Annotated in this window: 8 protein-coding genes; 4 read left to right on the forward strand and 4 right to left on the reverse strand. The window is 37.1% G+C overall.

The annotated features are described in order from the left end of the window. Positions 1 to 926: 926 nt before the first annotated feature. A complete protein-coding gene (locus ACP6PL_RS10765; protein WP_426545254.1) occupies positions 927 to 6,116 on the forward strand; it encodes an nSTAND1 domain-containing NTPase in 5,190 nt (1,729 codons plus the stop codon). A gap of 446 nt (positions 6,117 to 6,562) precedes the next feature. Here the strand turns inward: ACP6PL_RS10765 and ACP6PL_RS10770 are convergent, their stop codons facing one another. Continuing rightward, positions 6,563 to 7,477: an ATP adenylyltransferase family protein gene (locus ACP6PL_RS10770; protein WP_426545255.1), complete on the reverse strand. Its 915-nt coding sequence runs from the start codon at positions 7,475 to 7,477 to the stop codon at positions 6,563 to 6,565. A gap of 256 nt (positions 7,478 to 7,733) precedes the next feature. After that, entirely contained in the window at positions 7,734 to 7,997 is a 264-nt protein-coding gene (locus ACP6PL_RS10775) for a hypothetical protein (protein WP_426545256.1), read from the reverse strand. 990 nt (positions 7,998 to 8,987) lie between these two features. Here ACP6PL_RS10775 and ACP6PL_RS10780 point away from each other — a divergent pair. Beyond that, positions 8,988 to 9,893 (forward strand): vitamin K epoxide reductase family protein, encoded by a 906-nt coding sequence (locus ACP6PL_RS10780; RefSeq protein WP_426545257.1) that lies wholly within the window; start codon positions 8,988 to 8,990, stop codon positions 9,891 to 9,893. 782 nt (positions 9,894 to 10,675) lie between these two features. On the opposite strand, the gene ACP6PL_RS10785 is transcribed toward ACP6PL_RS10780, so the two are convergent. Further along, positions 10,676 to 12,454, reverse strand: coding sequence for a choice-of-anchor I family protein (locus tag ACP6PL_RS10785; RefSeq protein WP_426545258.1), 1,779 nt, complete (start codon positions 12,452 to 12,454; stop codon positions 10,676 to 10,678). Between the two features lie 885 nt (positions 12,455 to 13,339). Between ACP6PL_RS10785 and ACP6PL_RS10790 the strand changes: the two genes are divergently transcribed. Together ACP6PL_RS10790 and ACP6PL_RS10795 are read left to right on the forward strand one after the other, a co-directional pair. Beyond that, on the forward strand, positions 13,340 to 14,323 hold the full coding sequence (locus ACP6PL_RS10790; protein ID WP_426545259.1) for a phosphate/phosphite/phosphonate ABC transporter substrate-binding protein: 984 nt from the start codon (positions 13,340 to 13,342) through the stop codon (positions 14,321 to 14,323). A 59-nt stretch (positions 14,324 to 14,382) separates the two neighbouring features. Further along, positions 14,383 to 16,275, forward strand: coding sequence for an ATP-binding protein (locus ACP6PL_RS10795; protein WP_426545260.1), 1,893 nt, complete (start codon positions 14,383 to 14,385; stop codon positions 16,273 to 16,275). Between the two features lie 307 nt (positions 16,276 to 16,582). On the opposite strand, the gene ACP6PL_RS10800 is transcribed toward ACP6PL_RS10795, so the two are convergent. Further along, on the reverse strand, positions 16,583 to 16,930 hold the full coding sequence (locus tag ACP6PL_RS10800) for a winged helix-turn-helix transcriptional regulator (RefSeq protein ID WP_426545261.1): 348 nt from the start codon (positions 16,928 to 16,930) through the stop codon (positions 16,583 to 16,585). Between the last annotated feature and the right edge of the window lies 1 nt (position 16,931).

Genomic DNA, 16,931 nt, shown 5'->3' on the forward strand with positions numbered 1-16,931 from the left:
TTCGTAGTAGGGCTTTAGCCCGAAATCAAGAAGTGGGGCTAAAGCCCAACTACAAGCAAATAATAGAGACTTTGAAAAAGGGTGAAAATCCGATTACTTCCGAGGTATTGGAGGAGTTGAAAAATTAGGTTCGTAGTAGGGCTTCAGCCCGAAATCAAGAAGTGGGGCTAAAGCCCAACTACAAGCAAATAATAGAGACTTTGAAAAAGGGTGAAAATCCGATTACTTCCGAGGTATTGGAGGAGTTGAAAAATTAGGTTCGTAGTAGGGCTTTAGCCCGAAATCAAGAAGTGGGGCTAAAGCCCAACTACAAGCAAATAATAGAGACTTTGAAAAAAGGTGAAAATCCGATTACCTCCGAGGTATTAGAGGAATTGAAAAATTAGGTTCGTAGTAGGGCTTCAGCCCGATATTTTGATTAGATAAACCCGCCACCAATTCTATGAACTGAGATTTCTTTCCTTACGGAATGCTGCGCATTCATGTCGCGAAGCGAAACGTTCCACTCACAATGACTAGCCTATAGCTAGTAGTGGATTGTTTCACCTAAAATAGTGCAAAGCGCTTTTCTCATAATCACCCCATCACCCCATCCCCCCATCCCCTCATTTTCTAATGCAACATTTAAGATGAAACAGTCCAGTAGGGTACAATATAGTCTTTTTCTATCTAGTGCAGAATGGCGGAAATAACTGACCAGTTACAAAATCCTAAAAGTCTTACTAATCAATACTTCTGACTTCTGACTTCTGATTTCTGATTTCTGACTTCCGCGTAGCGCCGCTAGTGTAGTAGGATGTAGATAAATTTACTTAAATTTGGCCTTTTTTAGGGTATATTTAGTATTAAAATATTACCTCAATCACCTGAAAAATACTGTGATTTTTTTTTATAAACTTTTTAAATAACTAATATCATCAATAATTATGAATAGAGAAGCATTAGTCGTTGGCATTAATTCTTATCCTTTTCTCAAAAAAAAGAAACCAGGAGATTTAAACCTCAAAGCACCTGTAAAAGATGCTGAAGCTATCGCCGAAATGTTAGAAAAATACGGCAAGTTTCATGTACAACGTTTACCTAAAACTTATAACGAAGAAGGTCAAGCTAGATTTGTTCCTAATGGTCTTGTCAAAGTTAATGACCTAGAAAAAAGGATTATTAATTTATTTAATCCTCCATCAAAAAATGAAGTTCCTGATGTGGCTTTACTCTTTTTTGCCGGACATGGTTATTTGAAAGAAAAAGGAGGAATTCAAGAAGGATTTTTAGCTACCAGTGATGCTCAAATCAAAAATGAGAAATATGGTATTTCTTTAAATTGGTTAAAACAATTATTAAAAAATAGTCCAGTCAAAACACAAATAGTTTGGTTAGACTGTTGTTTTAGCGGAGAATTTTTGAACTTTCAAGAGGCAGATCCTGGTACGGGAAAACAAGTAAGTCGTTGTTTTATTACTGCTGCTCGTTCCTTTGAAACAAGTGTGGAACAAATAGATGGAGAACAAGGTGTTTTTACGGCTAGATTACTCAAAGGTTTAAATCCAGAAAATTCTGTAGATGGTTGGGTAACTAACTATATATTGGCAGATTCTATTAAAAAGAATATGCTCAATACTGCTCAAGCTCCTGTATTTCATAATTCAGGAAATGCAATTATTTTAACTACTAATAGTCCAACTCAACCTGTAGATGAACGTTGGCAAAATACTCCTCCTTATCGTGCTCTATCTTATTTCACAGAAAGGGAAGAAGATGCAGTATTTTTTCATGGCAGAACTCGGTTAACAGATGAATTAATTAACCAAGTAAGAACTAATAATTTTGTGGCAATATTAGGAGCCTCGGGTAGTGGAAAATCTTCTTTATTAAGAGCAGGTTTATTATATCAACTGAAGCGGGGTCAGAAAACATCGGGAAGTGACAGGTGGCAATATCTAGATCCTTTTACTCCCACTTCAACTCCTCTGGAAAATCTGCAACAGGCAATTAATATAGAAGAGGAAAAACCAGAGAATTTAAGCGAAAAATTAATCGACTTTATCCAGTCAGCAGAAGCCGAAAGAGTCATCATGGTAATCGACCAATTTGAAGAATCTTTTACCCTCTGTGAAACTCACAAAAAACGACAGAAATTTTTTGATTGCTTCTTGGCAGCAATAGGAAATAAAGCCATTCAAAATAATTTTTGCTTAATCTTAGGAATGCGGGCAGACTTTCTCGACCAATGTTCAAAATATCCAGGGTTAGCAACTCAAATAAAAGACAATCAATTCTTAGTAACTCCTCTGGAAAAGGAGGAAATAGAAGAGGCAATAAAAAAACCAGCCGAATTGGTAGCAATGGGAGTAGAACCAGGATTAGTTGCTCAAATGACGGAAGACTTTTTACGAAATCCTGGTAGTTTACCTCTTCTCCAATATACTCTAGATGTACTTTGGAAAGATGCCACTCAAGGAGAAGAGAAAAGTAAATATTTAACTCTGGCAACTTATAGAAAATTTGGTGGAATTCAAGGTACTTTAACAAAGAGAGCTAATGAAGTTTTTGAGAGTCTAAGTCAAGAGGAAAAGTCAGTTGCGAAACGAATATTTTTAGAATTAGTTCAGCCTGGGGAAAAGCAAATAAATTCCGGAAAAATAACAGATACCCGTCGCAGAGTCATATTAGAAAATTTGCCCAATGAACAACATAGTTTAGGGATGTTGTTAAAGGTAAGTGATAAATTGGCCGACCAAAATAATCGGTTAATTACTATAGATAAGTCAGAGATAGGAACATTATTAGATATTATTCACGAAGATTTAATCAGAAGTTGGAAAACTTTGAGGGAATGGGTGGAAGAATATCAAGAAGTCTTGCCTTTAGTAAGGAAGATAGAAGGTGATGCAACGGAATGGAAAAAACATAATAAAAAAGATGATTGGTTATGGCGAGAAGGGCAGTTAATGAAGGCAGAAGAATATTTGGCAAACTATGGGGATATGGGTTTGTTGGATGGATTTGCTTATGACTTTGTTAAAGCAAGTCAGGAGTTGAGAACTCGTTGGGAAGTTGAAGGGAAAGAACGGAAAAAAAGGGAGTTGAAACAGGAGAAAAAAGCCAGAAAGTTAGCTCAGAGACGGAATCAAATTTTGGCTATTTCTTTGCTGTTTATGACTGGGGTATCTGCTTTTGCTGTGATTCAACAAAGAATAGCTAAACATAATAGTGAAGCATCCTTTGCCCGTCAAATAGCAGCAGAAGCAGAAGTCGCCATCGCTAACTGGAACTGGTACGATCGAGGTACTTTATTAGGACTCCAGTCAATGGTTACAGTTCAAGAGCTGCACAAAAATAGGTATGCATGGTGGAGGAAAGCCGTCAATAAATTATTAGGTGATCAGCCTTTATATATCCCCCAAAATGCAGCCGATGGAGCTATCCGTAAAGGGCTAAGTCAACTACCAGATCATCTCCATACCTTCAAGCACGAGTCTGGAGTAAATGCAATCGCTTTAAGCAAGGACGGCAAAACCATTGCTACTGCAACTGATGACAAAAGCACCCAGCTCTGGGATACTACCACGGGCAAAGAGATCGCTACCCTCAACTACCAGGATAAGGTAATAGCAGTAGCTTTGAGCAAGAACGGCAAAACCATTACTACAAGAAGTGAAGATAAAGTTGCCCGCCTCTGGGATGCTGCCACAGGCAATGCCATTGGTACCCTACTCCACCACTCTGGGGTAAATGCAGTAGCATATAGCCCTAACGGTAAAATCATTGCTACTGCCAGTGATGATAATACTGTTCGCCTCTGGGATACTGCCACGGGCAATGCCATCTCTACCCTAGTCCACTATTTCCCAGTAAATGCACTAGCCTTTAGCCCTGATGGCACAGCTATTGCTACTGCCAGTGATGACAACATCACCCGCTTCTGGGATACCGCCACAGGCAAAGAATTTGCTACCCTTGACTACAAGGCCAGGGTACATACATTAGTCTTTAGCCCCGATGGGAAAAGGATTGCTACTGCCAGTGATGATAATACAGTTCGCCTCTGGGATACCAGAACCTGTAAAGAAATCACTACCCTAAAGCACCAGGATAAGATAATAGCACTAGCCTTTAGCCCCAACAGCAAAACTATTGCTACTGCAAGTGATAACAATACAGCTCGCCTCTGGGATATCTGCACCGGACAAGAAGTAGCTATCCTACTCCACCAGTATAAGGTAAAAGCAGTAACCTTTAGCCCCGACGGCAAAACCATTGCTACTGCAAGTGATAACAATACAGCTCGCCTCTGGGATACCCACACTGGCAAACAAGTCGCTTCCTTCAATCACCAAGACAAAGTAAATGCACTAGCATTTAGCCCGGAAGGCAAAACTATTGTGACAGCAAGTGATGACAAAACTGCCCGCCTGTGGGATACGAATGTCACTCAAGAAGTTACTACCCTCAAGCATCAGTCCTCGGTTAGAGCAGTAGCCTTTAGCCCTGACGGTAAAACAATTGCTACAGCAAGTTATGATAAAACAGCCCGCCTCTGGGATGCCAATACCGGTAAACAAGTCGCCACCCTGAACTACCAGTCCAAAGTAAATGCAGTAGCCTTTAGCCCCGACGGCAAAACCATTGCCACAGCCAGTGCTGACAATACTGCCAATCTCAGGGATGCTGCTACAGGGCAAGCGATCGCTACCCTCAACCACCAAGGAGAAGTAGTAGCAGTAGCATTTAGCCCGGAAGGCAAAACAATTGCCACAGCAAGTGATGACAAAACGGCCCGCCTCTGGGATGCTGCTACAGGCCAAGCGATCGCTACCCTCAATCACCAAGGAGAGGTAATAGCAGTAGCCTTTAGTCGCAATGGTAAGACTATTGCCACTGCAAGTGCTGACAATACTGCCCGCCTCTGGAATGCCAACACTGGTAAACAACTCGCTACCCTCAATCACCAAGACGAAGTAAGAGCAGTAGCCTTTAGTCGCAACGGGAAGACTATTGCCACTGCAAGTGCTGACAATACTGCCCGTCTCTGGAATGCCAACACTGGTAAACAACTCGCTACCCTCAACCACCAAGACGAAGTAAGAGCAGTAGCCTTTAGTCGCAACGGTAAGACTATTGCCACAGCAAGTGCTGACAAAACTGCCCGTCTCTGGAATGCTGATACTGGTAAACAACTCACTATATTACTCCACCAGGGCACAGTAAGAGCAGTCGCTTTTAGCCGCAACGGGAAGACTATTGCTACAGCAAGTGCTGATAATACTGCCCGCCTCTGGGATACAAAAACTGGCAAACAAGTTGCTACCTTCAACCACCAAGGAGAGGTAAGAGCAGTAGCTTTTAACCAAAACGGGAATATCATTGCGACAGCAAGTAATGACAACACCGCCCGCATCCATTGGGTAATGCCAAAAGATTTAGTTGCAGAAGCTTGTCGCCGTCTTGGCCGGAATTTAACAGCAGAGGAGTGGCAGCAGTATATAAACAGTAGCTTGGATACATATCAGAGAACTTGCGATGAACTTCCGGTTCATTATACTTTAATTGCAGAAGCTAAAAATTTAGCAAAAACAGGAGAAAAAGAAAATATAAAAACAGCAATTTCTATCTTTAAACACGCCCAAAAATTGCAACCGGAAATTGATCTCAACCCTGATACAGAAACTATAGAAACAGAACCAGAACTTGTCGCGAACAAATTTGCTGCTTCTGGCGAATTAGAAAAGGGTAAAAAATTAGCAAAACAGGGAAATATAGAAGGGGCAATTAGTCTTTATAATCGAGTACAAAAATCATATTCGGATGTAGAAATAGATTCTAATGATTGGGGAGAATTATGTCGATCTGGCAGCCTAAACAATCAGGCTCAAGATGTGATGTTTGCCTGTGAAAAAGCAGTAGAGTTAAGTCCTGATAATCCTAGAATTATGGGTATTCGTGGTTTGGCTAAGGCACTAAATGGGGATTATCAGGGAGCGATTGATGATTTTCAAGTATTACTTGATTGGATTAAAGATGAGGAACAAAAAGCACGAGTTAAAGGTTGGATAGAAACTTTAAAAAAGGGTGAAAATCTTTTTACTTCTGAGGTATTGGAGGAGTTGAGTAGTTAGGCTAGTAGTATAGCTACTATACGATTTCTCACAAACTTTTATATAGGGTTTGCCCTCAAAAGTCTTATGGGTGAGGGTAGGAGTCAGGAGACAGGAGACAGGAGACAGGAATGAGCGAGAAGGCAGTCGGAAGAATTATCCCTCAATTTCTCTGTCCAAATCTTGGTGTTAATACTAACTTTTTGAGGCTTTTCAACTCAAAACGAGCGCACTTTTTCCCGACTTAAAAATGCCAAAAGTTTTATCTGTAAACACTTTCATATTTATTCAGCAAACCTTAATTAGTGATAAAAAAACCTTCTGCTCCTGATATACTGCTTATTTCTTCTATTCCTCCTGACTCCTGTCTCCTGTCTCCTATCTCCTCCTGACTCCTGTCTCCTGTCTCCTGTCTCCTATCTCCTCCTTAATTTATTTATAACTGTTCATCCGGACATGATATAACCCTATGAAGAAGCAACATGACGCAGAATAGTTAAAGGTTTCTGCTCCTTAATAATTTTCATTTGTTCCTGATTTTTCACCAACAAAGCACCAGCAAAACCCAAACTATTCACAGAAATAGACTGAAAATCTTCATACGCTCGCGGCACAACTAACATCCATTCTCCCGTTACCAAAAGATTATAATCACCAGACTGTTTCCCACTCATCCCATTATTACCTTCTATACCCACTGCTTTAAGTAAATTCAAATAAGATTTTAATATCTCAGCAGCAGAGTCAACAGGAGAATGCACCCAAGCAGCATCCAACTTAGCTATAGCGTGTCGAAAAGGAAAGTAAGATGTAACACCTATCCCTTTGTCAAACCTAGCAGTAGCGATCGCCCTATCTATCGGTATTTTCTCTCCATCGGGTATCATAGGAAGAGGTACTATTTGCAAATGTTTATGACGTTGACTCGCACCTGCTGTTTTCCCACTGTTGTAAAAAGCTAAACCTTCAAACTCCCCCATACAGCCAGCCAAAGCTTGAAAATCTTGCAAATTAAGTAAATTTTCTTGTTCCTCAAATTCTCTAGTGACGATGAGTAAATGATAATCAACAACATTATATTTATTCAACAGACACAGATGAGTTCTAGAAATATCAGCAACAAATAAATCCTCTTCATAAGGTAGAAAAGGATTAAAATCTTTGCCAGTGACAACTTTCTTTTTTTCCTGCTGTTTCCTAGCTTCATCTTTGCGGGATAAATTAGACAAAATACGCACTAGGAAGCGAATATTATCCTGTTCTACAAACTCATATTCTGTGGGTATCGGTTGGAGTGCGCCACATTCTAGAGCATATTCAGTTTGCTGTTTGAGTTTTTTCCAGAGAGTACCCGATGCTAATAAAAGTTGACTTTCAGACATAGTTGATTTTTGGAGATCATATCAGTAGTTATGAATTATCATACTATTGAGATGAGCATCTACAGCAATACCTCAAATTTTGACAAAAAAAAAGTTCCCCTTGAAAAACGGGAACTTGTATCAATAGCAACTACTCTTGAAGTTTGTATCTATTTTCATTATAAAACTAACTCAACTTTAAGCCAAACTTCAACTATTTTAAGCTTCAAAAGCTATACAATACTTAGAATTTTATTTTACAGATTACACTATTAAATTAATCTCCTAGTGTCTCCTCACAAAATAGTTGAGCTGACTCAAAATCTTTGCCAGATCTATTAGCTTGAGCTGCTTTATTTTCTAGGAAGCTGTCAATTGAAGTTTTAGCTAAAGAACGAGTTGTTCCACTGGCACTATCTTGAACCCAATCATTATTACCAACTTTGTACCTAAAATCGCATCTATACTGATCGTTAGCCGATCCTGCCTGTAAGAAAATACCTATAGAAGCTAGTATAGATAGGCTTAAGTACCTTTTCATTATAATCTCCTGTAATTAGTTTGCTGTTGAGATAGTAATTTACTATCTATATTCTTTTTATATCTCTAGGTTAATATTTTTTATTGTTAACTACTATACTATTTACCACGTTTTCTTCAATTTTCTTGATGATAATTAGCTTTTTTAAGTATAAACTCTCACTCAAATATAAATATCATTAATGTTAGTTACTACTGTCTAAGTATTAATAAAAATTAATTCAAAAAAACTCAAATTTTATGATATAATTAAATGCAATATTTTGCTGACAATGTAAGTAAAATTATACAGCTATGTACTTAGATTGTCAAGGGTTAAATATAACTATTTATCTAAATAATTATCTATGATGAATATGCACGATTATCAAACATTTAATTTGCAATATCAATCACAATTTTCTGAAAATTAATTACTACTAATTCAAAGAGCAAGAAGACTTACTGGGTCGAGAAATAAGAAAGTTTTTTCTAACTAATTAAACAGACTCGATCTAACCTAGAACTAGAAAAGCGTCATTCTTAGGTAAGCAGACTAATTATTCATCTGTTAGCAAAACTCTTTCTTCTACAGCAGCTAGAGACATTACTGCTAATGTAAAGTTCTAGTAAAGTAGATGGCACTTTCTGCTGGCCATAAACATAGACTTGCATAAGTCAAAATTCAAAAGTCAAATGGCGATATAAAAACTTGAAATTGACAATCATTGTGGAAGTATGAAATTATTCAAGTGAGTAAGTAGGTCTAAAATTAAACGTTAAAAAATTCTAGGGGCGGGTTTAGCTAAAAGCCTTAATATTTCCAATGTAGTCCTAAAAAGCTGCCCTATACTGGTTGCGTTTATTAATTCTCCCCTACTTAATAGCAATAAAATGTCTACGTTTCATGGATTATAGATAAAATATTTTACTATAGAACTCTATTTTTGACTTTCCACAACATGGAGAGCCAATAATATAAACAGAAACTATATTAAATTAGGAGACACAAATGCGTAGTAAACGTTCCAAACCCTGGATTCATCGTAATTCACGTTTTATTATTGCTGGTATCGCAGCAGTAGGTGCGGCAATCACAGCCTATCTTCTTATAGAAAGATTAACAGGGGGAACAGTTATTTGCCCTGTAGATGGTTGTGATAACGTACTTGACAGCGATTATGCTACTGTTTTAGGCTTACCTCTAGCTCTGTTTGGCTTTTTAGCTTATGCTGGCATGGGAACAATGGCGATCGCTCCTTGGTTAATTAACCCAGACTCACAAAAGGAGTTACGCTCACAACTAGAAAACTGGAGTTGGTTATTAATGTTTGTGGGTGGCGTATCAATGACCATATTCAGTAGCTATTTGATGTACATCATGGCATTTGAGATTAAATCTCTTTGTCTTTATTGCATTGGTTCGGCTGTTTGTTCTCTATCTCTATTTATCTTGGCATTAATTGGTCGTAATTGGGAAGACGTTGGGCAGTTAATCTTTACGGCGATCATTGTGGGAATGATTACTATGGTAGGAACATTTGCGGTTTATTCTCCAATTCATTCCACCTCTGCTAGCGAACCAAATGTCTATGGAGTAACAACTACTTCCACTCCCGCAAAAGTTGCATTAGCGGAACATTTAACAGAGGTAGACGCAAAAATGTATGGTGCTTATTGGTGCAGTCATTGTCAGGATCAAAAGAAGTTATTTGGTCAAGAAGCTGTTAGTAAACTAAACTATATTGAGTGCGATCCTAAAGGCACAAATCCTCAACCGAACTTATGTGTTACAGCAGGTATTAAGGCATATCCGACTTGGGAGATTAATGGTAAACTCCAGGAAGGTGTAGTTTCTTTAGAGAATTTAGCCAAGTTATCAGGCTATAACGGATCAACTAATTTTAATAATCCTTAAATTAAGTAGGGTTTGCTGAATAAAGTATGCATGGTAGAGGTAGGAGACAGGAGACAGGAGAAATGGAAATTATAGAGGAGTTAGTCGTAAAAATTGTCCCAATATTTTTCTGCCATAATCATCCCAAAATACTAGCATGTATGAGCTTGAGCGACCGAAACAGGCGCACTTTTTTCGACAAAAAAAGGTTTAAAGCAATATCTGTTAGTGCTTTGATATTTAATCAGCAAGCCCTAAGTAGCCAAAGCTAATAAACTCTAGTTCTGAGAGTTGAAACTGCACTTAATAAACAAGAGCGATATTTCTGAGTTGTCATGCCTAATATTATGTCTAGATCAACACTAACTGTAAAGTCATTGCGACTGGAACGGAATGGAAGGAAGCAATCTCAGGGGTATTAAATATTTGGCGTTGCTGAATCAAGGGATGAAACTTTTGGCAAGGAGTAAATTCCATATTCTACTTCCTCTTTCTCCAAAACTACAATTCATCCCGCAAATATGCAACGCCAAATATTTCTTCTATATATTCCTAATAATAACTATTGAAACGGACATGATATAAATCCTGTTGCTACAAAAAAGCATTGCTGATTTACTTCTTTGAGAAAACAGCAATGCTTTTTTTATTCTATCAGGACTTACGCAAAATCACCTAATTCTGTCATTATGAGCGACTACTTTTGCGAAGCAGTCCGTCACGATAGTAATCTCAAATGTCCAAAACTCCTTGATAATGCGTAAGTATTGTCTATTTAAAATGGAAATTTTCCATCAATATCCTTAAGCTTTTTCTTGCTCTTGACTTGTTTTGCTCTTGCGCTTCAATAATAATTTTCCTGCAGCTCCAAATGCCAATAAACCAAAAATTGTACCTGGTTCAGGCACTGAATCAATTTCATAAATGGTAGTTGTACCACTAACTTCATTAGCTACTACTAACAAAGCTAAACCACTAGGACTATCTTCTGCACTAATAAATGTTAACCCTTCTGGTCCTAAATCTCCAGCAGTACCAGCTTCGGCATTTCCTTCAAAGTCACGGTTATTTGTATAGCTAATAAACTTAGGAGCTAATGGATTACTAACATCGTAAGTCATAAAACCGCCCACTCTTTCTAAACCAATAAAGGCTAAAGTACGACCATCTACTTCACCAATAGCAACACCTTCTGGTTCTGGACCTTTATTATCACTCCGATTATCAAAGGAGTCATTTTCATCATTATTGGAGTTGAAGTCGTCAGGAAATAACTTAGCGGTTATTTGTTCAAAATCATCCCCACTGTCAAAAACTAACTCTCCCTGTTCATTCCATATAGAGAAGGAACGACCACCAAAAGCGTATAGTTCCTCGAATTCATTATCATCGTCTGTATCACCCATGACGTTTGAGATTTCCAAACGCCCTATCACTTCATCTTGCCGGAGTATGTCAGCATTTGGAAAAGCTATTGGATCGAGTACCACATCATCATCTCCTACTTCTGCTTCTTCGTTTAATCCATCATAGTCACGACTATCACCTTCATTAGCTGTTACCAAGAAAGTTTGATTGTTTGCTGTATAAGCAACAACTTCATCCGGTTGATACATCCCAAATACAGGATAATTTTGAATATTAATTGCACCATCTTCATCGCTACCATCTATCCCATTACCAGCTAGACTATGATCTTTAAAACCAAGAGCAACAATATCAGTAAATTCACCAGTGGTAATATCGAGTATACCAAAAGCATTATTTTCTTGTAATGTTACCCAAGCTGTTTCTCCATCTTCCGAAATAGCGATCGATTCTGGTTCTAAATCTTCAGCCACTGTAGCACCAGGCCCAAATATCCGCACACCTTCTGCTTTTAGTTCATTTACTTTATCGTTGAAAGCCTGAAAACCTGCAAATTTTACATCATTCTGTTCGAGAGCTCTTATAGCATCTATCCCCTGTGATACATCTATATCTATAATACTAACAGAGCCTTCTGGATCTATCTGTCCTTCTAGATAACCCTCTGGTTCAGCTTCATTAGCCACCAATAATTTACTACCATCTGGTGTAAAGGTTAGAGAATCAGGTAAAGCACCAACTGTTACTTGATTTATCAGCTCGCCATAAGGATCAAAGAATGCAACTATTCCATTATCTGTGACTGTATCATTCTCGATAGCAACGGCAAAGGTACCATTACTATAAGCAACATCATTAATTCCACCAACAACAAAGTCACCAAATAATCCTTCTTCTAAAAAAGATATACTTTTATACGGTGCTTCTAGACCACTTAATTCTTCATCAATATTAAAGATATCCAATCCTAGTCCTAGCTCACTGCCATTAACCTTAAATAATTTTTGGCTGATTGGATCGTAAGCTGTATGAAGAGCAGCACCATCATCAAATATACCAGCAGAGTTAGTACCTACTGGTGTAAAACTAAAACCAGCCGCTGTACTTGGTGCTGCCATCATAGCCACTGCAAAACTTGATTGTACAGTTAATTTAATTATGTTTCCTAATACATTTGTCTGAGTATTTTTACTTTTACCCTGATGATTTTTCATTAGTTATGTACCTCTCAAATAAGTAAATTTTTCAATTTTATCAGGTAGAATTTATGTAAGTTGTTTGTACTTATAGCTTTATGAGCTATTCTTACTTAGATAGATTGCAAAAAATGTATAAAATTTTTAACATTTTTTTGTGTTATTACTAATAATTCCCAAAATATTACCAAAGTATAATACTACTTTGTAAAACCACTGTAACTGTAGTAATTATCAAATATTTTTTTAAGATATCAAGATATATCAATAGTCTAAAACTCTTACTCAAATTACTATTCACCTAATTATACAGATGTTTTATATACAACTTCAACATGAATCTTTAAGTTGTATGTGGTTTCTAACAATGTGGGATTTCCGGGAACATTTTATAGTTTAATGCCCGAAGTTATGAGTACAGACAATTATTTTGTTGAACTTAAATCAATAATTGCATTATTACTTATAAATATGCAATAGTTTTTAGGGAACTTCATCAAATCTTCATATATTATTGATTCACTCTTACTATAAATGTTGTATAAATTTAGAATTATTATTCACGAATAACCCCTAGATTAGGTCAATATGAATTTACTGATTAGCTACATAAATTCAGGTATAGAGAACATACAACCGAGAAGGTTGTTAAGATAGTATAGATGTATGTAAGTTTGTTCAAAAAAATGAGGAAAGGATAAAGATCGCAAAGCTCAATGCTAATGAATGGCCTAATTTTAAACAAAATTAGTTAAGTGGCCAATTCAAGTAACTAGGGCATATTGGCAACTATGAAATGAATGCCATAGTAAAATCTAGATTACCCTGGCCAAAGCCAAATAAGCCTATTGAAGAATTTAGTGCAAAAATTCAGTTTATAAAAGCTTTTGTCAGTAAATTTGTTTGAATCATATCATTCAAGTCCCAAACTATCAGAATGGAGAGGCGGATAAAATGTTAGGCAAGTTGTTTGTGAAACTAGCACTCTTTGGCATAGTTACTGCCTTGGTCAGCTCTAGCTTAAAATCATCAGCATCAAACCCGGAGCTGTTAGCTAGCAGTGGAGACCCAGCTACCATAGTTATTGCTGATATTTCTAATAATCCTGCAAAAAAGATTAAACGTTACCAGCCTTTAGCAGATTATCTGGGAGAAAAACTAGGCCAATTTGGAGTTAAACAAGGCGATGTCGAAATAGCTGCTGATTTGGATGAAATGGCCAATTGGCTCGAATCAGGGAAAGTAGACATTTATTTTGATAGCCCTTACCCAGCGATGATTATTAGTGATATGTCTGGTGCTAAACCAATTCTACGTCGTTGGAAGGGAGGTGTACCAGAATATTATACTGTCATTTTTACCATGAAGGATCGAGGTATTAAGTCTCTAGAGGAGCTTAAAGGCAAAATGGTTGGTTTTGATGAAATAAGCTCAACATCAGGTTATATGTTACCTGCTGGTATGTTAATAGAATCTGGTGTTAATCCCCAAGAGAAGAGATCGGCTAGTTCAAATGTATCTGCTGATGAAGTAGGATTTGTTTTTACTGATGATGATGAAAATACTATTCAATGGGTCATTAGTGGAAAGGTTGCTGCTGGTGCCATTGACATCGGAACTTTTATGGAAATTCCGGAAGCAAGCCGACAAGCAATGGTAGTTTTAGCAGAAAGCGATAAAGTAGCTCGTCATGTGGCCTTAGTTAGAGCTGACATGAAGCCAGAAATGGTTGAGGCCATTAAAACTATCCTGATTCAAATGGACAAAACACCAGAGGGACAAGAAGTCTTAAATAAATTTGAGAAAACAGCCAAATTCGACAATTTTCCGCCCGAATCAAGCATAGAAAGAATGCGAGAATTGTATGAACTTGTTCAGAACAGGTAAATTAGATGGGGCTATTCAGGATTGGACAAGGGTCGCTAGCCACAAAGTTAACACTAGCTATGACAAGTTTAGTTGTCGTAGTAGTGGCTGGTGTCACTTGGCTATCTGTTTACCGTCAGCAACAAAATTTTTACAATGAATTAGAACAACAAGCTGAAATTTTACTTAATACGTTATCTGTAACTGTGAGAGATTCTCTCTATAAGCTAGATGCTGATTTTATGGAAGAAATCATGGAGCAGCTTGGGGAAGATAAAGTATTAGCAGCAGGGCGCATCTACGATAAAGAGGGAAGAATTGTTGCTGATGCTTATGGTCAAGATGTCCTAGTTTACAATATTGAACCCGATCCTTTTGGAGAGCGTTTACTGAAAAGTGATGAAACAATTTTTGAGTGGGAGTCTACTCAACTTATTGCTGGTAAGGCAGTAATTATTGGGAGGAAAAGACTGGGAGCTGTCAGTGTAGGTTTGTCTAAAGCTCCCTTAAATCAAAAAGTTTCAACTGTGCGTAATCAAGGTCTGTATGTAGCAATTGTGGCTGCTACTGCAGGAACTTTTCTAGCACTGCTAATTAGTCGCTCTATTACTGAACCTCTAATGGAAATGACTAAAGCTACTAAGCGCTTTGCTTCTGGAGACTTGACTCAGAAGATGGAGATTTCTACTGGAGATGAATTAGCAGTATTGGCAGCATCGTTTAATAGTATGACCGATCAACTGCGTGAATTAATTCACAGCATAGAGGATAGGGTTGAAGATTTACATAAAAGCGAAGCAAAAAACAGAGCGCTTCTGAATGCTATTCCCGATCTAATCTTTTGGTTCAGTCGGGAAGGGGATTTTCTTTACTATAAACCTTCTAGAAAAGATGAATTCTCTTGGTCTAGCAATGAGTTAATAGATAAAAAAGTTTCCGAAATTTTGCCAGAAAGTGCTGCTCAACAATACTTACAATATATTGATGAAGCACTTGAAACAGGGGATATTATAATTTTTGAATATGAGTGGTTTCTTGATGAAAAACTCCATTATTTTGAAGCTAGGATTGTAGCAAGTGGTAAAAATGAAGTTTTAGCTATTGTTCGAGATATTACAGAAAGTAAGTTGGCGAATAAAGAGTTGCTAGAAGCTAAAGAAGCTGCGGAAGCTGCTAATGTAGCGAAAAGTCTGTTTCTTGCTAATATGAGCCATGAGTTAAGAACACCCCTAAATGCAATTATTGGTTATAGCGATCTGCTAAAGGAAGAATCTCAAGATTTAGGTTATGAAGATTTTATTCCCGACTTAGATCAGATTAAAACTTCTGGTTTACATCTACTAGCAATTATTCAGGATATCTTGGATATTTCTAAGCTGGAATCAGGGCAGATGACTCTGTATGAAGAAGAATTTGATATCCATACATTTATCAATGAAGTTCAGAGTATTGTACAACCACTGATACTCAAAAATAATAATTCTTTTGAGATTTGTTGTCATAGCGAAATTGGCACTATTTTTACTGATCGAACAAAGCTTAAGCAAATTTTGCTCAACCTATTGAGTAATGCAAGTAAGTTTACTAAGGAAGGGATAATAACTTTAAAAGTAGTTCGAGAAGAACATATAGGGCATAATGGAAATGGTAGTAATACATTGGCAATAGAAGGTAAGGATTTAGACGATCAGGTATTAAATCAGATAATTTTTAGTGTGACTGATACTGGCATAGGTATGACGAAACAGATTGCAGAAAAAATATTTCAGCCTTTTATACAAGGGGATTATTCTACAACTAAGAAGTATGGCGGAACTGGTTTAGGTTTGTCTATATGTCAAAAATTCTGTGAAATGATGGGTGGGAGAATTACAGTAGAAAGTTCTGAGGGTATTGGTTCAACTTTTACTGTAAATCTGCCAACTGTGGTGACATTACAACCTGAAAATATTTTAAGTTCTGAATTATCCTAAAAGTTGAACTCAAAATACAAATAAAAAAAGTTAGATGTTTTTCTCCTCTTCAATACTATTCAAATTAAACACTATTATAAACTTGTAAGTTTCTCGAGCTTAAGTTGATAAATTTGTCTCTAATTTTACTTCAACATTGGCAGGAGTATTTGCTCAAAAATAAATCTAATTTGGGAAATTATACGGTTTCACGGAAGTAAAAAGTAATACTTTATAAGCTAAAAACTTTTACGCTACAGTAATTTCAGGAAATTATTTGACACCTAAAGTTTTAAACTATTTGTAACATTCTTTTTTCAAATTGGTATTATTTATCTATGTTTTCATCATTAAAATTCAGATGTTTAATTCCCCATTCGTGCATTTGATTAATCATAGGTTGAAGACTTTTTCCTAGAGAAGTTAAAGAATATTCGACTTTTGGAGGAACCTGCAAATAAACTTCCCGATGAACAATACCATCTGCCTCCATTTCCCGCAACTGTTGAGTCAGCATCTTTTGAGTCACACCTTTTAAAGAACGATGAAGTTCATTAAAACGTTTGACCCCATTAAATAATTCTTTGATAATCAATACTTTCCAACGTCCACCAATGACCTTAAGAGTAATCTCTGCTGGACAATTTTCCTTCTTATTTGCAGTTTGGACTTTCATA

It is taken from the genome of Dapis purpurea BLCC-M126 (assembly GCF_050015975.1).
GTDB lineage: Bacteria > Cyanobacteriota > Cyanobacteriia > Cyanobacteriales > Microcoleaceae > Trichodesmium.